Here is a 19,692-nt window from a genome sequence, read left to right as displayed (position 1 = left end):
TAATGGTGACCATTCCGCGTAAAGTGTCAGTGATCGGTTTAGGGTATGTGGGTTTGCCCGTAGCAGTGGCCTTTGGTCGCCATGCGCCGGTAATTGGTTTTGATATCAATGTATTGCGATTAGAAGAACTCACCGCTGGTTATGACCGCACTGGTGAAGTGACGGCGGCGGATTTGGCAGCGGCGGATGTCACTTATACCAACGACTATGCCGTGTTAGCCCAAGCTGATTTTCATATTGTGGCAGTACCTACGCCGGTGGATGATGCTCATCAACCGGATCTGACCCCAGTTGAAAAAGCCTCCGAGTCGGTCGCTCGCGCATTAAAACGCGGTGATATTGTGGTGTATGAATCGACTGTTTACCCTGGGGTAACAGAAGAAATTTGTGTCCCGATTTTAGAGCGTTTGTCTGGCCTACGCTGTGGGGAAGACTTCACCGTTGGCTATAGCCCAGAGCGAATTAACCCCGGTGATAAAGAACACACTTTTACCAAAATCCGTAAAGTGGTGTCGGGGCAAGATGCTGCAACCTTAGAGGTGGTGGCGGCGGTGTATGGTGCGGTTGTGGAAGCCGGTGTATTCAAAGCCAGCAGTATTAAAGTCGCTGAAGCAGCGAAAGTGATTGAAAACACGCAGCGTGATTTGAATATCGCTTTGATGAATGAATTGGCGCTGTTGTTTGAAAAAATGGGGATTGATACCCTCGATGTGCTGCAAGCCGCTGGGACAAAATGGAATTTCTTGCCATTTAAGCCGGGTTTGGTTGGCGGGCATTGTATTGGTGTCGATCCTTATTATCTGACTTATAAAGCAGAACAACTCGGTTATAGCCCACAGGTGATTTTAGCTGGCCGCCGGATTAACGATGGCATGGGGCGTTTTATTGCGCAGCGTACGATTAAAGAGATGATTCATGCTGGCGTTAATATCCTCGGCAGTCGGGTCACGGTATTAGGGTTGACCTTTAAGGAAAATTGCCCCGATTTGCGTAATTCACGGGTGATTGATGTAATTCAAGAATTGCGTGAATTTGGTATTGAAGTGCAAGTCTGCGACCCACAGGCGGATGTGGCGGAAGCCTTAGAAGAATATGGCATTCAATTGGTGCCGTTTGTTGAATTGAAACCTGCTGACGGTGTGATCGTCACCGTTGCGCATCAACAATTTGCCTCGCTCAGCATCACCGACTACCAAAGCCTATTGCGCAGCTCACCGCCGGTGTTGATTGATGTAAAAGGTATTATCAACCGCGATGCTGCCCTCGCTGCAGGAATGCGTTTTTGGCGGCTTTAATTGGATTTCAAGAGATCAAGAGTTGTTGGTTGGGATTCTCTGGTTGTGATTGCCTTCTATACTGTTGCATATCACTTTTTAAAATTAGAGAGGTAAAAAATGGTGATGCTACATGTAAATCAACAGGCTCAAAAACAACGCCATGTTTTAAGAATGGCCGGATTACGACCAGTGCAAATTTGGGTGCCAGATACCCGCCGTCCTAATTTTGCAGAGGAATGTCGCCGGCAATGTTTGCTTGTGTCTCAAGCTGATCATGTTGATACGGCGATTGAGCAACTGATGGATGATGTGTTAGCTGATTTGGACGGTTGGGAAGACTAATGCGAGGGGATCTGGTTCTGTATTTCTAGGCATTGCTAAATGACATCCTCTGCTCGAAACCCAAGGCCAACCACACAATGCGTTATCATTACCGATTCGCGCAACAGGGTGAATCGGTATGACAGCCTTCCAACAATTACAACAACAGCTACAACAACACCCCCGCCATTGGTTAGTGACCGGATGTGCAGGGTTTATTGGTAGCAATCTTTTAGAAGCCTTACTGCGGCTAGGACAGCGCGTCACAGGGCTAGATAACTTCTCCACCGGCTATCAAGCCAACCTCGATGAAGTACGTACGCTGGTTGGCGAAGCTGCATGGGCCAATTTTCATTTCATCGAAGGCGATATCCGCCATCCTGAAACCTGCCAACAAGCTGTCAACGAGGTGGACTACATCCTGCATCAGGCGGCATTAGGCAGTGTGCCGCGCTCATTGGCCGACCCTTGGAACAGCCACGATAGCAACGTCAATGGCTTTTTACAGTTATTAATTGCTGCCCGCGATGCGGGAGTCAAACGCTTTGTCTATGCTGCCTCAAGCTCAACGTATGGTGATCACCCTGCCTTGCCAAAAATAGAAGATCGCATTGGCAAACCCTTATCGCCCTACGCCGTGACCAAATATATTGGTGAACTCTACGCCGATGTTTTTGCTCGCAGCTATGGTGTGTCCGCCGTTGGACTGCGTTATTTCAATGTTTTTGGCCCTCGCCAAAATCCACTCGGTGCCTATGCCGCAGTGATGCCGCAATGGTTTGGCGCTTTGTTGAAACATGAGCCGGTGTATATCAACGGCGATGGATACACCAGCCGTGATTTTTGTTTTATCGCCAATGCCATTCAGGCCAACTTATTAGCCGCTACCGCCCCCTTAGAGAAAAACCATGAAGTATTTAATGTTGCCGTTGGCGAACGCACCGATTTAAACCAGCTCTATCGTTGGATTCGTGATGCTGTTGCTGTCGCCGATCCTTCTGTGCAGGAAATTGAACCGATCTATCGCGATTTCCGTCCGGGGGATGTACAACATTCGCTGGCTGATATTTCAAAAGCCAATCAGTTACTGGGCTATCAACCTACCCACCGCGTCCCCGATGGCCTTGCTGTCGCTGCACCGTGGTACATCCAATATTGGCGCGATCAGCGTTAGGCAGAAGCAATGGAAAAAATACTGATTATCCGGATTATCCGGCGCGATAACATTGGCGATTTGATTTTAACCACGCCCTTATTGACCGCCCTACGCCAACGCTGGCCACAGGCACGGCTGGATGCCTTAGTGAATAGCTATAACGCGCCTGTCTTGGCACGCCATCCTGCACTGAACCATGTCTATTGCTATACCAAAGGCAAACACCGCCTAGCTGGGCAATCGTTATGGGGTGCGTATTGGGGCAAGGTGCAATTATTGTGGCAGCTGCGGCAAGTTGGTTACGATGCCGTTGTTTTAGCGCAATCGGGCTATGCCGGCCGTGCCCTTGGCTTGGCGCATTGGATTGCCCCTGGTAAAACCCTCGGCTTTGCCGGTGCACAACCCGATCGCCGGTTGACCACCGCCCTTCCTGTGCCGACCGAACCTTGCCATCATGTCGAAGCGTTATGGCCTCTGGCACAGGCGTTGGGGGTGGCTACCCCACCGGATAAAACCACGCTCTACCCCGATCCCGCTTTAGTCACCGAATATCAAAAAACCTTGCTTACTGGCTATGACGCAAAACGGCCAGTTGTTGGCGTACACATCAGCGCCCGTAAGCCAAGCCAGCGTTGGCCGGTTAAGCATTTCATCGAGCTGATTACGTCATTGTGTGTTGAACATGAGGTTGCTGTGCATTTATTTTGGTCCCCTGGTAGCAACCAAGATAAGCGCCACCCCGGTGATGATGATAAAGCACGGCAAATTTTAGATGCGGTGAGTGAATTACCTGTCCGTGCTTGCCCAACGCAACATCTAGAGCAGTTATTTGCTGGTTTGGCATTATGTGACAGCGTAATTTGCAGCGATGGCGGCGCGATGCATGTGGCGGCGGCATTGGAGAAACCGATTGTGTGTTTCTTTGGCCAAAGTGATGTAACGCACTGGCGGCCGTGGAAAGTGTCTCATCGGGTGCTACAGGCTTCTTCACATGAGGCGCAGGATATTCCGGTGGCGATGTGTTTATCGGCTTGGCGACAGTTGATGCCGTCTTTGGCTGAGACTGCGGCATAATGGCCGACTTTTTGTTGTGAGCGTGTTGCTGTGCGTCTAACCCATATCAAGCTGGCTGGTTTTAAATCTTTTGTTGACCCTACGACGATTCCGATACCGGGACAACTGGTTGCAGTGGTGGGGCCGAATGGCTGCGGCAAATCGAATGTGATTGATGCGGTGCGCTGGGTGTTGGGCGAGTCTTCGGCCAAACAGCTGCGTGGCGAATCGATGCAGGATGTGATTTTTAATGGCTCTGGCCAACGCAAACCTGCCAGCCGTGCCTCGGTAGAATTGGTGTTTGATAACAGCGAAGGTCGTGCCGCAGGGGCATGGGGCCAGTACGGTGAAATCTCGATTAAACGGGTTTTAACGCGACAAGGCGATTCCAGCTATTGGATTAACCAACAGCAAGTGCGGCGGCGCGATATTGCTGATCTATTTTTAGGCACGGGGGTCGGGACGCGTGGTTATGCGGTGATCGAACAAGGCATGATCTCGCGCATTATCGAAGCCCGCCCAGAAGAATTGCGTGCTTATTTAGAAGAGGCGGCTGGGGTTTCTAAATATAAAGAGCGACGCCGCGAGACTGAACACCGACTGGCAGATACCCGTGATAATTTGGCGCGAGTAGAGGACATTCGCAGCGAATTGCAGCAGCAGATTGATAAATTGCAGCAACAAGCCGCCGTTGCCAGCGAATATCAAACGCTCAGACAAACCCTCAGCGAAAAGCAAAATTTATTGGCCTTGTTGCGTAAACGTGAGGCACAACAACAAGAAGCGCAGGCGCGGACACAATTAGCGCAGCTCGAAACTGAACAAGAAAGCTGGCAAACCCAAATCACCACCTGTGAACAAGGGTTGATTGAGGTGCGTGAAGCGCATTTTGCCGCGAACGATGAATTGGCACAGCAACAGCAACTACTGGCTGAACGCACGGCTGCCCAAGCACGGCTCGAAGAGCAATTGCGTTATCAGCGCGAGATGCAACAACGCTTACACAATGACGCAACCCATCTGGCAAACGAAATTGCCGAGCTAGAACAGCAACAACAGGCCTTGTTGCCCCAGTTGGAAGAGGCACAATGGCAATCCGATTTGGCACAAGAACAGTTAGTGCAAGGGCTAGAGCAAGAAGGTGAAGAAGATGACCACTTGCCACAAGCAGAACAAGCCTTTCAACAACTCGATCAGGCATGGCAACAACAACAACGGCAATATCACGAGGTATTGCGCCAGCGCGATTTAAGTCAACAACGGCAACAGCACTTACAACAGAGCTTGCAACAGCTACAGCAACGCCTGCAACAACTAACACACAGCCAAGACAACAGTGCCTTACAGGAACGACAACAGGCTTGGCAACAAGCAGAAGACCTGCGGCAACACTGTCAACTCGCCTTTGATACCCTCGCCGAGCAGCTGCAGCAGGAAGAAGCGCGTTATCAGCAACAGCAACAACAGCTATCCCAACAACAGCAACAGCTCAAAGTTCAACATGCGGCATGGGTGGCTGCTGAAGCCAAAGCAGAGGCCCTTGCTGCTTTATTGACACAGCCTTCATCACAAGAAGAAGCGGCATGGTTGGCCGAGCAGGGATTGGCACAAGCGCCGGTTTTGCACCAAGCGTTGCAATGTTCACCAACTTGGCAAGTGGCACTCGAGGCCATCTTACAAGCCGCCATCAATGGCCGAATCAGCCCTGTGCATCCGACTTCGGTACCACCGATGGCGCTACGCCTGTTACATCCGGCTGCCACCGCCACGGCGGTCAACACTGTGCCAGCATTGCCGTTACCCTGTTTATTGGATCAAGTGCAACTCACCCACACTGCGGTCTTGCCTTGGTTGCACAGTGTGTTAGCACAGGTATTTTGTGTGGAGAGCTTGGCTGAGGTGTATCAATGGCAGGGACAACTGCGAGATGGCCAGCGGGTGGTCTGTCGTGATGGTCATTGGGCAGATGCCTATGGTGTGCAATTTCATGCAGGCAGTGTCGATAGCAGCGTTTTATATCGACAACAACAATGGCAACAGGCGGAACAAGAAAAACAATTTTTACAACCGCAATGGCAGCAATGCCAAGCCGAGGTGACGGTGAGCGAAGCGGCGTTGCATACCCTCGCTAATGATCTCGTCCAACTGCGGCAGCAATATAAGCAACAACAGACCGCGTTACACCAAGCCGAGTTGGCAGTGCAAAAACAGCAGCACGGTTATGCTTCTTTACAGGCTGAACAACAGCGAGCAGCAGAACAGCAATGGGCATTGCAAGAGCAATATGCGTCGGCGCAAGAAGATTTGCATTATGCTGAGGTGGAGTTGGAAGAACGCGCTACCCAGCTCGAAGAACTGGCCGATTTAAACGAAACCTTGCGTATTCAACGGCTTGATGCAGAAACGGGGTTGCAACTGGCTCGGCAACGACAACGAGAACAAGAAAAAGCTATCCAACAGGCACGGTTTGTGCTGCAACAAGCTGAACAACGTACAGCAGAATTACAACGTCGCCAGCACGATTTACAACAACGCTTACAACAAGCACGCGACCGCCAACAACAGCGCATCAGCGAATCGGCACGTTTTGATGAAGAGGCCCTATTGTGGCAAGTTGAAGAAGCGGTGCTGGCGCGGGAAAACTGTTTACTTGCCGTACAGCAAGTAAGGGATGCGGTGAACGGCTGGCAGGAAAAACTGCGCCAATTAGAACAACAACGGCAACAGGCTGAACAACATCTGGTGCCAATACGCGATAGCATCAGCCAAGCCTTGTTAAAAATTCAAGAGGCGCAATTAGCCATTTTGCGTTTTAGCCAAGAGTTATTTGATGCTGAGGCTGACGAAGAAACGCTGTTGGCGCAATTGCCGGAAAAACAAAAAGCCTCGTCTTTGCAAGCGGAGATCTCACGTTTAGCGGCATCGATTCAACAACTGGGGGCGGTTAACTTGGCGGCGCTGGAAGAATTACAAGCCGCCCAACAACGGCAAACCTATTTGCAAACACAGTCTGATGACTTGCAACAGGCGATGGCATTATTGCACGATGCCATTGCCAAAATTGATGATGAAACTCGCGAGCGGTTACAAGCTACTTTCCAACAGGTAAATGCCTCGATGGCGGAGTTATTCCCGTTGCTGTTTGGCGGTGGTCGGGCAGAGTTGGTGTTGACTGAGGGCGATGTGTTGCAAGCAGGGGTGCAAATTATTGCCCAGCCCCCCGGCAAGAAAAACTCCACCATTCATCTGTTATCGGGTGGAGAAAAGGCGTTGACGGCCATGAGTTTGGTTTTTTCATTGTTCCGCCTGAATCCTGCCCCATTTTGTTTATTGGATGAGGTTGATGCACCATTAGACGATGCCAATACAGGACGTTTTTGCGATTTGGTTAAGATGATGGCAGAGCGAACACAGTTTTTATATATTAGTCATAATCGTTTGACAATGGAAATGGCGAACCAACTCATCGGGGTTACGATGCAAGAACAAGGGGTTAGCCGTGTGGTTGCGGTGGATATTATTGAAGCCTTGCATTTGCGTGAGCAGTGACTTTTATATTTTTTATTTTTTTTGCAAATTGTCAAAGCAGACTGCCGGCTAACGGTGGCAGTCTTGTAAATACCTTAAACAAGGTAACGCGGGAGGTGCTGGCGAATCGACTTAAATCGGTTTGCCAGTTTTAGGTGACAGCGGTTGCGGAAAGGATTCCATGTTTGCTGCCTTATCAATTCGCACACGACTGGTGTTATTGGTCTTGGTGCCGTTATGTGCTGTGCTGGGCTATGCCTCGCATTTAGGGTGGCGTGATTGGCGTGAAGCAAGTGCTTTGTCAGAGTCGGCACAGTTGATCGTATTTGCGGGTCTGGCTGGTGATTTAATGCATACCCTACAGGCCGAGCGTGGACTCTCGGTTGGCCTGCTGTCAGATCCCAAATCGCGCCAGTCTATCGAAACAGCGCGGCCCGTCGCAGAGCAAAGCCGACAAGCTTTGTTACAAGCCAGTCAACAAATCGACTTGCCTCCTGTCTTAGCCGATCGCGTACGCGAACTTGAACAACATTTAGCGGGATTACAAGGGCTGCGGCAACGCTTAGATCAAGGTCAAGCTGCCGAAAAAGAGTTAGTCGAAGGCTTCGCCCGTCCAATTGATGCCTCGTTTGCCATCATCAGCAGCTTAATTCAGATGCAAACCGATGCCGAGTTGGCGCGCGAAACAGCTTCCTTACAAGCGTTATTGTGTGAGAAAGAATTTGCAGGTCGGGAACGTGCCGAGGTCTATGCCGCTTTAAGTCGTGGCATGTTAAATGATGCGGTAAAACGCAATGTGATGGTGCGTGCGGGGCAACAATCGAGTTGCCTAGAAACTTTTGAGCGTTTGGCCACGCCGGTGATGGTCGAAGTTTATCGCGCTATTCGTGCTTCAGATGACTATGCCAATATTCCCAATTTGCGCGAAAAATTGTTGGTCAGTACCGATCCGCTGGCTTTGGTGTCAGCACCACGCTGGTTTGAGTTGGCCTCTTTTCGCATTGACGCGATGAAGGGGATGCAAGACACGCTGTTTTACGCAATGAAAGATGAAGCAGAACGGCGGGCGGCAGCGGCAGCACTGACCTTTAAAATCGCCCTCGGTGTCGCGGTATTGGTGTTAGGGATGGTGTTGTTACTATCCCGTTTTACTTCGAACAGTATTTTGAAACCTGTGCGTAAATTACATCGCACGATGGATCAAATGGGGCAAAGCCTCGACCTCACCGCTCGTACGGGGATTAAAGGCGAACACGAAGTCGCGCAGATGGCACAGGCTTTCGACCGCTTAGTAGAAACCTTTGCTACCGTCTTGCGTGAAGTGAACACCAATGCCCATCAGTTAGGCTCTGCTGCATCGACATTAGCTCAAGGGACGGATACGGCGGCACAAGCGATTGCGGAGCAGACCCATGCCTCGTCAGAAATTGCTACGGCCACCCAACAAATGAGCCAAGCCATGCGGCAAGTCAGCGATGATGCCAGTGCCTCCGAAGGCAATGCTCAACGGGCCTGTCATTTGGCAGATGAAGGGGTTGATGCCATGCAGCAGACGGCGAATGAGATCAGCCTCACCGCAAAAAGTATCACTGTTTCTGCCGAACGGATTGATAGCTTAAATGCACGTTCGCAAGCGGTGGGCCATATTGTCGCCTCGGTGCAAGAGATTGCTGAACAAACCAATTTATTAGCGTTGAATGCCGCTATCGAGGCTGCGCGAGCAGGGGAACAGGGGCGAGGTTTTGCGGTGGTGGCAGATGAAGTGCGTAAACTGGCCGAACGTACCGCCAGCGCCACGCAAGAAATCACCCAGCTACTTGGCGCAATTCGTCAAGATACCAGCTCGGCGGCAACCGATATGCAAACTGCCAGTGAACAGATGGAACATGGTTTGCGTTTATTAGCGAATACCGCACAAACCTTGGCCCACATTCGGCAAGGCGCAGCGAGTACCTTAGAAAAAGCCAGCCGCATTCATCAAACCGTCGCAGAACAAGGGCAAGCTAGCCAAAACATTGCCCACCATGCCGAACACATCGCCAGCCGTGTGCGCGATAGTGCCAGCAACATTGAACAAACCGCAGAAGTCGCCACCGCATTGCAATCGTCAGCGCGTGATCTCACCTCGCTGGTAGAGCGATTCCGCGTCTAAGTACGCAGTATTTTTGCTATCCGTGTTGCGGCGCGCAGGCGTTGCAGTTTTGGTTATAATGGCGGCTTATTCTGAATAAAGCGGGAAGCCTTACGCATGAGCGAATTGCAGATTGCTGTGGCCGTCGTCGGCGTGCTGCTGATTATGCTGGTGGTTGGCTACAATGTATTCCAAGAATGGCGCTATCGCCGCAAAACACGCAATGTCTTTTCGCAAGACCAAAAGACAGATGTGTTAGTGGACTCGCCATTACCCGAAGTGCGGGATGGACGACCCGATCGCTTGGAGCCGATTATTCTGGCAGCGGAGCCTCCATTAAAGACCGTTGCGCCGATCACTGCCCCCACAGCCGAAGAAGTGCCGCCGCCTTTCAAGTTGACGCCGTCGGTTGAGTTGGGTGAACCACCTGAAACCATGACGCCGGTCAGAGAGCGTGCTGCTGAACTGGTGTTCTCTGCTGAAGATGCCCCTTCTCTCGCTGAAACCGATGCCCGACAGCCGGTGAAAGAGGCTGAAACACCTGTCTCACGGATTGAACCAAACTTAACCGCCGCCTCGGCCACGGTTGATGAAATCACCACTGAATCCACACCCCTACAAGCGTCTGCTGCAGCGCCTATCACCGCAACACCTGATGAAGATGACATGATCGAGGTTCACACACCGCCGGTGGCCGAAATTGATATGTTGTCTGATCAACAAGCCATTGTCCGTGCGATGTTGGATCCAAACCTCGACTTTATTGCCGAGGTGCGTTTCTCTGAAATGACCGATTTGCCGACTCTGCCACGCTTTATCGCGCCAAAACGGGTGCAAATTTTGGCCTGCACTGCGGCTGGCCGCTGGCAAGTATATGAACCAAACAGTGATGTTCGTTATCGTGCCCTTGATGTGGGCTTACAAATGGTCGATCGCAATGGGGTGTTGGACGACCGCGAACTCGAAGCGTTTTGTGAACAAATCAGAAGCTTTGCGACCCAATTTGGCGCTGCGGTGCAATTCCCTCAGCCTTCACAACAATTGGCGGCAGCGCGTGATTTAGATCGTTTCTGTGCCGAAATTGATGTGATGATTGGTCTAAACGTCTTTTTGCGGGCGCCGGTGTCGGCCAGCCAAATTATCGAATTTATCGAACGCTTTGGCCTAGAGCTGCATCCTGATGGTCGTTATCACTGCGTGTCCGACTCTGGCAACAGCTTATACAGCTTGGGTGCTTTTGATGAAGAACCGTTAGAAGGCGAAAATGTCGAGGCCCTGACGCTGCTGTTTGATGTCCCTCGGGTTGCCGGTGGTACCGAGGTCTTTGAACGGGCGGTGCAGTTTGCTCGTGAATTGGCCCGTACCTTCAATGGTCATTTGGTGGACGACAACCAGCGAACACTCTCGGAAACCGGCATTGATACCATCTGCCGTCAACTCGACCAAATCTATACCCGTATGGATGATCGGGGCGTTGCCCCTGGCTCTGTCGCCGCCTTACGTCTGTTTGCATAATGTCTGATCTCTTGCCGCAACAGGAGCTGGCCGCTTTGCGTGACCAGCTCCACCGCTATGCCTATCAATACTATGTGTTGGATAACCCAACCATTCCTGACAGTGAATACGACCGCTTATTTCAACGTCTGCTGACGTTAGAGGCGGAATACCCCGAGTTAAAAACCGCTGATTCTCCCTCGATGCGGGTGGGCGGGGCGCCGCTGCCTGAGTTAAAAGCGGTTGAGCACGCCGTTCCCATGTTGTCGTTGAACAATGTTTTTTCTCAAACAGAACTAGATGCCTTTGATGTGCGGGTCAGTACGTTACTGCAAAAACAAGGTATCGCGGTCTCGACATTGACCTACTGTGTTGAACCTAAATTTGATGGTTTGGCGGTCAGTTTGCTCTATCAAAACGGCGTGTTGGTACAAGGAGCAACGCGTGGCGATGGTCAACGTGGCGAAGATGTCACCGAGAATTTACGCACCATTCGTACCTTGCCACTCCGTTTGCCAGCCACAGCACCGACACTGTTGGAGGTGCGTGGCGAAGTATTGATGTTGAAACACGATTTTGCTCGTCTGAATACTGAACAATTGGCACGCGGCCAAAAAACTTTTATCAATCCCCGTAACGCTGCCGCCGGTAGTCTGCGGCAGCTAGATTCAAAAATGACGGCACAACGCCGTCTCAGCTTTTTTGCCTATGGTATTGCCCGCCTAGAGGGCGGTACGATGCCGGAAACTCACGATCAGGCATTACAACAACTGCGTCAGTGGGGCTTTCCCATTTGTGAGCATGTGCAATGTGTTCAAGGTGCCGCCGGGTTGTGGCAAGCCTATCAACAGATTGAACAACAACGCGATAGCCTGCCCTATGAGCTTGATGGGGTGGTGTATAAGGTCAATGATTTTGCCTTACAACAGCAACTGGGCTTTGTCTCACGCGCACCACGCTTTGCGGTGGCGCATAAATTCCCTGCCCAAGAAGCGTTAACCGAAGTCGAAGCGATTGAAATTCAAGTCGGACGAACCGGTGCTTTAACACCAGTGGCGCGGCTAAAACCCGTCTTTGTCGGCGGTGTAACCGTTACCAATGCGACTTTGCACAATGAAGATGAAGTATTGCGCAAAGATGTACGGGTGGGCGATACGGTGATTGTGCGGCGGGCGGGTGATGTGATTCCTGAAGTGGTGGCGGTGGTGCTCGAACGGCGGCCAGAGGCGGCCCAGCAAGACAGTGCACGTTTTCGTCTACCTGCGGTTTGCCCTGTCTGCGGTAGTCATGTGGTGCGCGAAGCACAAGAAGCGATTGCCCGTTGTTCTGGTGGTTTAGTGTGTTCGGCCCAACGCAAACAGGCATTGCTGCATTTTGCTGCTCGCCGTGCCATGGATATTGAAGGTTTGGGCGATAAATTAGTGGATCTACTGGTTGAGAAAGATTGGGTGAGAACGCCGGCAGATCTTTACCAGCTGACTGAAGAACAACTGGCTACGCTACCGCGCATGGCGGAAAAATCAGCGCAAAATCTGTGTGCCGCGATTGCAAAAAGTAAACACACCAGCTTGCCACGCTTTTTATTTGCCTTGGGGATCCGCAATGTGGGTGAGGCGACGGCACGAGATTTAGCCCTGCACTTTACATCGTTGCCGGCGTTGCAAAATGCGACTGTCGATGAGTTATTGCAGGTATCCGATGTTGGGCCGATTGTGGCGCAGTCGGTATGTGATTTCTTTGCAGAATCGCATAACCGAGAGGTGATCGCACAATTATTAACCGCCGGAGTGCAATGGCCCGACTGTGCCGCACCTGAACTCTCGGCTTCCGCTTCGGCATTGGCCGGCAAAACCGTGGTACTCACTGGCACTCTGACCACGCTAAGCCGTGATGAGGCAAAACAACGCCTGCTGGCGATGGGGGCAAAAGTGGCGGGCAGTGTGTCGAAAAAGACCGATTATGTCGTGGCTGGAGAAGCCGCAGGAAGTAAGTTAGATAAAGCCATGTCCTTGGGCATTCCCGTATTATCCGAGGCAGAATTTTTAGCGTTGTTAGTCAACTAGTTAAATGTGAAACTGTTTTTTGTGAGTTGAATATGCAAAAGAGAATTACCAAGGCAGTGTTTCCGGTTGCGGGTATGGGGACACGGTTTTTGCCTGCAACCAAAGCCAGCCCAAAAGAAATGTTGCCGGTGGTGGATAAACCGCTGATTCAGTATGCGGTTGAAGAGGCGTTAGAAGCTGGGATTACCGAGTTAATTTTTATTACTGGCCGCAATAAACGCTCGATTGAAGACCATTTTGATAAAGCGTATGAGCTAGAAACTGAACTAGAACTGCGTAACAAGCAGAAGCTGTTAGACACCGTGCAGGGGATTTTGCCGCGTTCGGCCAGTTGTATTTACATTCGTCAAACCGAGGCGTTGGGGTTAGGTCATGCGGTGTTATGTGCGCGTCCGGTGGTGGGGCGAGAACCGTTTGCGGTGATTTTGGCAGATGATTTGATCGATGGTGCGCCCGGTGCTATGCAACAGATGGTCGATGTCTTTGCCGAATCACAGTCCTCGATTCTTGGTGTTGAGCATGTCGCACCGCAAGAGACAGGCAGTTACGGCATTGTGCAAGTCACGCCTCATGCACAATGGCAACAAGTAACCTCTATCGTAGAAAAGCCAAAGCCAGAAGAAGCGCCGTCAACCTTGGCGGTGGTTGGCCGGTATATTTTAACGGCCAATATTTTTGACAAACTGCAGCATGTCCTACCCGGTGCCGGTGGTGAAATTCAATTGACCGATGGCATTGCCGCGCTGTTACGGGAAGAAACCGTTTTAGCACATCCTTTTCACGGTCAACGTTATGACTGTGGTTCAAAGTTGGGCTATCTCAAGGCCACGGTTGACTATGCGTTGAAACACCCTGAAGTTGCAGCGGATTTTTCGGCATGGCTCGCTAGCCAAGCTCGCGGCACAAATTGACCCCACGATAGACAGGGCGTAAAATCCTAGTAAATCACTCAACTATTAGAGGTTTAGCCATGAGCCAAAATATCCATGATGTTATCCGTCAACAAGTGACTGAAAACCCAATCGTGCTGTATATGAAAGGGTCTGCTCAGTTTCCACAATGTGGGTTTTCTGCTCGCGCAGTGCAAATTTTGAAAGCCTGTGAAGCAAAAAGCGTGATGACGGTGGATGTGTTGCAAGACCCTGCCATTCGCCAAGGCATCAAAGAATTTTCTAATTGGCCAACTATCCCGCAACTGTATATCAAGGGCGAATTTATCGGTGGTTCGGACATCATGACCGAAATGTTCCAAAGCGGCGAACTGCAACCCTTGGTCGCGGCGGCAAGCTAATCTGTTATACTGCTTGGCGGTAGAGTTGGTCGGGCAGTCGCCGCCTGTGTAAACGGGGGGAGGAAAGTCCGGGCTTCATAGAGCAGAATGCTGGCTAACGGCCAGGCGTCGTAAGGCGACGGAAAGTGGAACAGAGAGCTGAACCGCCGATGGCTTCGCAAGAAGATCAGGTAAGGGTGAAAAGGTGTGGTAAGAGCACACCGCGTAACTGGTAACAGGCTACGGCAGGCTAAACCCCATTCGAAGCAAGACCAAGCAGGGCGCGCTAACGTGGCTCGCGTTGTGCCCGGGTAGGTTGCTGGAGCCTGTCAGTAATGGCAGGCCTAGAGGAATGACTGTCTGGGGCGTTTATCGCCTAACACAGAACCCGGCTTACAGACTGACTTTGCCTCAACATTAAAAAACGGTGATTGGAAACGATCACCGTTTTTGTTTTTTATTTGCCGCCGTGTTGCCGATCAAGGAAGGGCACTACCGGCGTTGGCGCTAGGGTGGTCGGTTGCAAAGCGCTGCTAGGTCGTTTGGTGCAATTCATCACCCCTCGGACGTAGCGTTTCCCTTCAAAAAAGGTGTTGTATTGGCCGAGGGTAATGCGATCGAGGCGGTAGCTGATGCAGTCTTGTTCTTGGGCATAACGCTTAGCATAGCGTTGCAACTCATCTTCAAGCTTCCATTCTCCACCGCTTAAGGGTGCAGCCCAAACAGTGAGCTCAATATCGCGCTCATCAGGGGTGGGCTGTGCTTGGTATTGGTAGAGATAGCCCTGCCGTACCTGATGTTGTGGCGCGAACAGGCCCACCTGTGATGTGCAGGCGCTTAATAGGGCAAGTAAAAGCAAAGAAAGGGCGGGTTTCATGGTGAGAAGTATGCCAGAAAAATGCACTGCCACAATAGCGGGTGTTGTAAAAACAGTGAGCTGCTTAAAAAATAAGCAAAATTTTTGTCAGCCACCCTGTAAACAGCTTAAAATGCGCCGCTTTCCGCTTTTTGATAACACACTTTAGTGATGGCTTCCCCTTTTCAGATTGGCCCTTATGTGTTGCCAAACCGTTTGGTTTTGGCTCCCATGGCAGGGGTCACCGATCGTCCGTTCCGTATCTTATGCCGCCATTTTGGGGCAGGTTTGGCGGTGAGCGAGATGATGACCTCGAATACCGTATTGGCAACATCACGTAAAACCTTGAAACGTGCCGATCATACCGGCGAACCGGGCCCGATCTCGGTCCAAATCGCTGGTTCTGATCCACAACAGATGGCAGAGGCAGCGCGGCGCAATGTTGAAGGCGGTGCTCAAATCATCGATATCAATATGGGATGCCCTGCTAAAAAAGTGTGCAATGTGGCGGCAGGGTCGGCATTGTTGAAAGATGAGCCGTTAGTGGCGCGGATTTTAGAGGCGGTGGTCAAGGCAGTAGAGGTACCGGTTACGCTGAAAACCCGAACCGGATGGTGCCGTACTGAGAAAAATGTATTGCGTGTGGCAAAAGTGGCCCAAGACTGTGGCATTCAGGCATTGGCGCTACATGGCCGCACCCGTGAAGATAAATATCTCGGCGCCGCCGAATACGACACCATTGCTGAAGTCAAAGCGGCATTGTCGATTCCGGTTATCGCAAATGGTGATATCACCACCCCACAAAAAGCCAAGTTTGTTTTGGATTACACGGGGGCGGACGCCATTATGATTGGCCGTGCGGCACAAGGGCGGCCTTGGCTATTCCGCGAGATTTTGCACTATTTGCAAACCGGCCATTGTTTACCCGAGCCCGAGGTGGATGAAATCGCGCAATTGCTGATGGGGCACTTGCAAGAGCTGTATGCGTTTTATGGTGATTATGCTGGGTGTCGCATTGCTCGCAAACACATTGCTTGGTACACCAAAGGTTTACGCGGGAGCAACCCCTTCCGCCAATTTATGTATTCCCTTGAACATCCCGAACAGCAATATGCAGCGGTTGCTGAGTTTTTTGCCCAACAACGGCAATATGGCGAGCGTTTGCACTATCTCGCTGATGAAGATGTTGAGGCCTGTTTGCCCCTTGCTTCCTGTTGAAATGATGCTATGACTGGTCACGATCCGATTTCTCATGCTATCCGCCAAGCGATGGAACAATATTTCCACGACTTGGATGGTGAAGCGACTGCTGGGGGCTATACGATATGGTGATGGCTCGGGTGGAAAAACCGCTGTTAGAAGTGGTGTTGCATCATGCGGGAGGGAATCAAACCCGCGCCGCCGATTTGCTCGGTGTGAATCGCAATACCTTGCGTAAAAAAATGAAGCAATACCAGCTATTGTAAAGTGCTGGTATTGGCTTTTGATAACCACTTGTTGAACTTGTTTTGGAATGATTGTTATGACACAGATTGAACGTGCGCTGATTAGCGTCTCGGATAAAACGGGTATTGTCGAGTTTGCTCGTGCTTTGGCCGAACAAGGGGTGGAAATTCTCTCCACCGGCGGCACAGCAAAGTTATTAGCCGAACAAGGCTTACCGGTGATTGAAGTCGCTGACTATACCGGCTTCCCAGAGATGTTAGATGGCCGCGTAAAAACCTTACACCCAAAAATTCACGGCGGTATTTTGGGGCGGCGTGATTTGCCTGAGCATGTGGCAAAAATGGCGGAACACGGTATTGGCAATATCGATCTGGTCTGTGTCAACCTCTATCCATTCGAAGCGACCATTGCAAAAGCAGAATGTACCTTAGAAGACGCCATTGAAAACATCGACATTGGTGGGCCAACGATGGTGCGTTCGGCGGCAAAGAACTGGGCTCATGTGGCCATTGTGACTGATGCTGCCGACTACGCAGGTTTAATCGAAGAAATGAAACAAAACGGTTGTGCCCTGTCGCGGGTGACCCGTTTTAACCTGGCAAAGAAAGCCTTTACCCATACCGCTGCTTATGATGGCGCTATCTCTAACTACCTGACCAGTTTGGTTGAAGGGGTGACGCATGGTGTGCCAGAGCGCGTGGCATTCCCTAATCGTTTAAATGCACAGTTTGTTAAAGTGCAAGACATGCGCTATGGCGAAAACCCTCATCAAGCAGCGGCGTTCTATCGTGATCTCGACCCTGCTTTAGGCGCTTTGGCGCATTACACCCAGCTGCAAGGTAAAGAGCTGAGCTATAACAATATCGCAGACTCCGATGCCGCATGGGAAGCCGTAAAAACCTTTGACGAGCCGGCTTGTGTGATTGTGAAACATGCCAATCCCTGTGGTGTTGCGGTTGCAGCAGACCCACTGACTGCCTATCGTTTGGCCTTCGCAACCGATACCACCAGCGCTTTCGGCGGCATTATCGCCTTTAACCGTGAAGTGGATGCCGCTACCGTCGAAGCGGTGAGCGCGCAATTCCTCGAAGTGTTGATTGCTCCAGCTTTTACGGCAGAAGCCCGTGAGTTGATTGCGAAAAAACCCAATGTGCGCGTGCTAGAAGTGCCACTCGAGCCGGGGTTCAATCGTTTTGATCTCAAGCGTGTGGGTGGTGGGATTTTGGTGCAAACCCCCGATCTGAAAAATATCTCGGCCGATGAGTTGAAAGTGGTCACCAAGGCACAACCCACAGCGGCACAGTTGGCCGATTTGTTGTTTGCATGGCGTGTCGCGAAATTTGTGAAGTCCAATGCAATTGTGTTTGCGGCTAAGGGTCAAACCGCCGGTATTGGTGCGGGGCAGATGAGCCGCGTGGATTCCACCCGTATTGCAGCACGTAAGGCCCAAGATGCTGGATTGAGTTTGACACAAGCGGTGGCGGCTTCGGATGCGTTCTTCCCCTTCCGTGATGGGGTGGATGTGATTGCCGAGCAAGGGATTGCTGCGATTATTCAACCCGGTGGTTCGATGCGTGATGCTGAAGTGATTGCGGCGGCAGATGAACACGGTATTGCAATGGTGTTCACTGGCTGCCGCCATTTCCGCCACTAATCTGCACTGTTAAGACAGGGAATATCTACATTATGAAAATCATGGTGATCGGTTCTGGTGGCCGTGAACATGCCTTGGCATGGCGTTTGGCACAATCGCCACGCAGCACCAAGGTCTTTGTTGCACCAGGCAATGCAGGCACCTCCCTCGATTCCGATTTGCACTCGGTACCGCTGACAACCATTCCTGAATGGATTGCGTTTGCTAAGAGCGAAAAAATTGACCTGACCATCGTGGGGCCGGAAGCGCCGTTATCGGTTGGTGTGGTCGATGCGTTCCGTGCTGAAGGTCTGAAAATTTTTGGGCCTACAAAATACGCTGCGCAGTTGGAAAGCTCTAAAGATTTTGCCAAGGCCTTTATGAAGCGCCACGGCATTCCAACGGCTAGCTATGAAACCTTTACCGATGCTGAGGCTGCCCATGCCTATGTGGCAGCAAAAGGTGCGCCGATTGTCATCAAAGCTGATGGTTTGGCCGCAGGTAAGGGTGTGATTGTCGCGATGACCTTGGACGAGGCCCATGCTGCCATCGACGATATGTTGGTGGGTAACAAAATGGGCCAAGCCGGTAGCCGCGTGGTGATCGAGGATTTCTTGGTCGGCGAAGAGGCCAGCTTTATCGTGATGGTCGATGGTGAGAATGTGTTGGCGATGGCGACGAGCCAAGACCACAAACGCCTAAAAGACAATGACGAAGGCCCGAACACCGGTGGGATGGGGGCGTATTCCCCTGCACCTGTGGTGACGCCACAAGTTCATGCTCGTGTGATGCGGGAAATTATCTTGCCAACAGTGCAGGGCATGAAACGTGATGGCCATTCTTATACGGGTTTCTTGTACGCAGGTTTGATGATTGATGGCGAAGGCAACCCTTATACCATCGAATTTAACTGCCGTTTTGGGGATCCTGAAACACAGCCCATCATGGCACGTTTGAAATCCGACTTTGTGACCTTGGTAGAAGCAGGGATCAATGGTCAGTTGGATAAGGTCGAAGCCGAATGGGATCGCCGCGTGGCATTGGGGGTGGTGTTGGCTGCCGAAGGCTATCCAGAATCGCCACGGAAAGGGGATGTGATCGAAGGCATTCCTGCTCAAGCGGAAGATTGCTTGGTGTTCCATGCTGGTACGACTTTGGATGCTGACAACCGCTTGGTGACCAATGGTGGCCGTGTGTTATGTGTGGTCGGGTTGGGTGACAGTGTGCGGATGGCGCAAAACCGTGCTTATGAAACGGCAGACCGCATTCGCTTTACTGGCCGTCAAATGCGGCGTGATATTGGGGCTCGTGCCTTAAGTCGCCGTGGTAGCTAACAAGCCTTGTAATTAGCGGTATCTTAGATTGAAAAAGCCCCCGAATGCAGGGGGCTTTTTTATATCTGATTGTAATGGTCTAATACCAGTAGACATCTTTATTCAAGCGTGGGAAGCCGATATTACCTAT

General features: G+C 51.2%; 14 protein-coding genes, 1 other RNA gene and 1 pseudogene. 15 read left to right on the top strand and 1 reads right to left on the bottom strand.

From position 1 onward, the window contains the following. Window positions 1–2 precede the first annotated feature (2 nt). The 11 genes from G465_RS0100130 (at window position 3) to rnpB (ending at window position 14,705) form a co-directional block, all read left to right on the top strand. Window positions 3–1,295: a nucleotide sugar dehydrogenase gene (locus tag G465_RS0100130; protein ID WP_022652450.1), complete on the top strand. Its 1,293-nt coding sequence runs from the start codon at window positions 3–5 to the stop codon at window positions 1,293–1,295. Between the two features lie 99 nt (window positions 1,296–1,394). Further along, window positions 1,395–1,619 (top strand): antitoxin MazE family protein, encoded by a 225-nt coding sequence (locus G465_RS0100125; protein WP_022652449.1) that lies wholly within the window; start codon window positions 1,395–1,397, stop codon window positions 1,617–1,619. A gap of 118 nt (window positions 1,620–1,737) precedes the next feature. Then, window positions 1,738–2,772: an SDR family oxidoreductase gene (locus G465_RS0100120; protein WP_022652448.1), complete on the top strand. Its 1,035-nt coding sequence runs from the start codon at window positions 1,738–1,740 to the stop codon at window positions 2,770–2,772. A gap of 9 nt (window positions 2,773–2,781) precedes the next feature. Beyond that, a complete protein-coding gene (locus G465_RS0100115; protein WP_022652447.1) occupies window positions 2,782–3,828 on the top strand; it encodes a glycosyltransferase family 9 protein in 1,047 nt (348 codons plus the stop codon). 30 nt (window positions 3,829–3,858) lie between these two features. Continuing rightward, the gene (gene smc / locus G465_RS0100110) at window positions 3,859–7,356 is read left to right on the top strand and encodes a chromosome segregation protein SMC (RefSeq protein ID WP_022652446.1); all 3,498 of its coding nucleotides are present in this window, start codon (window positions 3,859–3,861) and stop codon (window positions 7,354–7,356) included. Between the two features lie 160 nt (window positions 7,357–7,516). Next, window positions 7,517–9,487 carry a methyl-accepting chemotaxis protein gene (locus G465_RS0100105; RefSeq protein WP_022652445.1) on the top strand — a complete coding sequence of 657 codons (1,971 nt, stop codon included), beginning with the start codon at window positions 7,517–7,519 and terminating at the stop codon, window positions 9,485–9,487. Between the two features lie 96 nt (window positions 9,488–9,583). Then, window positions 9,584–10,981 carry a cell division protein ZipA C-terminal FtsZ-binding domain-containing protein gene (locus G465_RS0100100; protein ID WP_022652444.1) on the top strand — a complete coding sequence of 466 codons (1,398 nt, stop codon included), beginning with the start codon at window positions 9,584–9,586 and terminating at the stop codon, window positions 10,979–10,981. Continuing rightward, window positions 10,981–13,023, top strand: a complete 2,043-nt coding sequence (gene ligA, locus G465_RS0100095; RefSeq protein WP_022652443.1) for an NAD-dependent DNA ligase LigA — start codon at window positions 10,981–10,983, stop codon at window positions 13,021–13,023. The genes G465_RS0100100 and ligA overlap by 1 nt, the downstream gene beginning before the upstream one ends. A 32-nt stretch (window positions 13,024–13,055) precedes the next feature. Further along, window positions 13,056–13,934: a UTP--glucose-1-phosphate uridylyltransferase GalU gene (gene galU, locus G465_RS0100090; protein ID WP_027405028.1), complete on the top strand. Its 879-nt coding sequence runs from the start codon at window positions 13,056–13,058 to the stop codon at window positions 13,932–13,934. Window positions 13,935–13,993: 59 nt separating this feature from the next. Next, window positions 13,994–14,314, top strand: coding sequence for a Grx4 family monothiol glutaredoxin (gene grxD / locus G465_RS0100085; RefSeq protein ID WP_022652441.1), 321 nt, complete (start codon window positions 13,994–13,996; stop codon window positions 14,312–14,314). 21 nt (window positions 14,315–14,335) lie between these two features. Next, an RNA gene (rnpB, locus tag G465_RS14870) (RNase P RNA component class A) lies at window positions 14,336–14,705 on the top strand. Between the two features lie 45 nt (window positions 14,706–14,750). On the opposite strand, the gene G465_RS0100080 is transcribed toward rnpB, so the two are convergent. Then, window positions 14,751–15,170, bottom strand: coding sequence for a hypothetical protein (locus G465_RS0100080; RefSeq protein WP_022652440.1), 420 nt, complete (start codon window positions 15,168–15,170; stop codon window positions 14,751–14,753). 150 nt (window positions 15,171–15,320) lie between these two features. Between G465_RS0100080 and dusB the strand changes: the two genes are divergently transcribed. From dusB to purD, 4 genes and pseudogenes are all read left to right on the top strand, one after another. Next, window positions 15,321–16,367, top strand: a complete 1,047-nt coding sequence (dusB, locus tag G465_RS0100075; RefSeq protein ID WP_022652439.1) for a tRNA dihydrouridine synthase DusB — start codon at window positions 15,321–15,323, stop codon at window positions 16,365–16,367. Between the two features lie 9 nt (window positions 16,368–16,376). Next, window positions 16,377–16,615, top strand: a pseudogene (locus G465_RS12845) (helix-turn-helix domain-containing protein). Between the two features lie 56 nt (window positions 16,616–16,671). Beyond that, window positions 16,672–18,249, top strand: a complete 1,578-nt coding sequence (purH, locus tag G465_RS0100065; RefSeq protein WP_022652438.1) for a bifunctional phosphoribosylaminoimidazolecarboxamide formyltransferase/IMP cyclohydrolase — start codon at window positions 16,672–16,674, stop codon at window positions 18,247–18,249. Window positions 18,250–18,281: 32 nt separating this feature from the next. Beyond that, window positions 18,282–19,562 (top strand): phosphoribosylamine--glycine ligase, encoded by a 1,281-nt coding sequence (gene purD, locus G465_RS0100060; protein WP_022652437.1) that lies wholly within the window; start codon window positions 18,282–18,284, stop codon window positions 19,560–19,562. Window positions 19,563–19,692: the final 130 nt, after the last annotated feature.

This window comes from Aquaspirillum serpens DSM 68 (genome assembly GCF_000420525.1).
GTDB classification, from domain to species: Bacteria; Pseudomonadota; Gammaproteobacteria; order Burkholderiales; family Aquaspirillaceae; genus Aquaspirillum; species Aquaspirillum serpens.
Note: the sequence above shows the minus strand (reverse complement) of the source record. Positions and strands in the feature narration are given on the sequence as shown.

Coding starts and splice junctions, on each gene's coding strand:
- G465_RS0100125 (WP_022652449.1), top strand. CDS start 1,395: ATGGTGATGCTACATGTAAATCAACAGGCTCAAAAACAACGCCATGTT.
- purD (WP_022652437.1), top strand. CDS start 18,282: ATGAAAATCATGGTGATCGGTTCTGGTGGCCGTGAACATGCCTTGGCA.
- G465_RS0100100 (WP_022652444.1), top strand. CDS start 9,584: ATGAGCGAATTGCAGATTGCTGTGGCCGTCGTCGGCGTGCTGCTGATT.
- grxD (WP_022652441.1), top strand. CDS start 13,994: ATGAGCCAAAATATCCATGATGTTATCCGTCAACAAGTGACTGAAAAC.
- dusB (WP_022652439.1), top strand. CDS start 15,321: ATGGCTTCCCCTTTTCAGATTGGCCCTTATGTGTTGCCAAACCGTTTG.
- G465_RS0100120 (WP_022652448.1), top strand. CDS start 1,738: ATGACAGCCTTCCAACAATTACAACAACAGCTACAACAACACCCCCGC.
- G465_RS0100080 (WP_022652440.1), bottom strand. CDS start 15,170: ATGAAACCCGCCCTTTCTTTGCTTTTACTTGCCCTATTAAGCGCCTGC.
- G465_RS0100105 (WP_022652445.1), top strand. CDS start 7,517: ATGTTTGCTGCCTTATCAATTCGCACACGACTGGTGTTATTGGTCTTG.
- G465_RS0100130 (WP_022652450.1), top strand. CDS start 3: ATGGTGACCATTCCGCGTAAAGTGTCAGTGATCGGTTTAGGGTATGTG.
- ligA (WP_022652443.1), top strand. CDS start 10,981: ATGTCTGATCTCTTGCCGCAACAGGAGCTGGCCGCTTTGCGTGACCAG.
- galU (WP_027405028.1), top strand. CDS start 13,056: ATGCAAAAGAGAATTACCAAGGCAGTGTTTCCGGTTGCGGGTATGGGG.
- purH (WP_022652438.1), top strand. CDS start 16,672: ATGACACAGATTGAACGTGCGCTGATTAGCGTCTCGGATAAAACGGGT.
- G465_RS0100115 (WP_022652447.1), top strand. CDS start 2,782: ATGGAAAAAATACTGATTATCCGGATTATCCGGCGCGATAACATTGGC.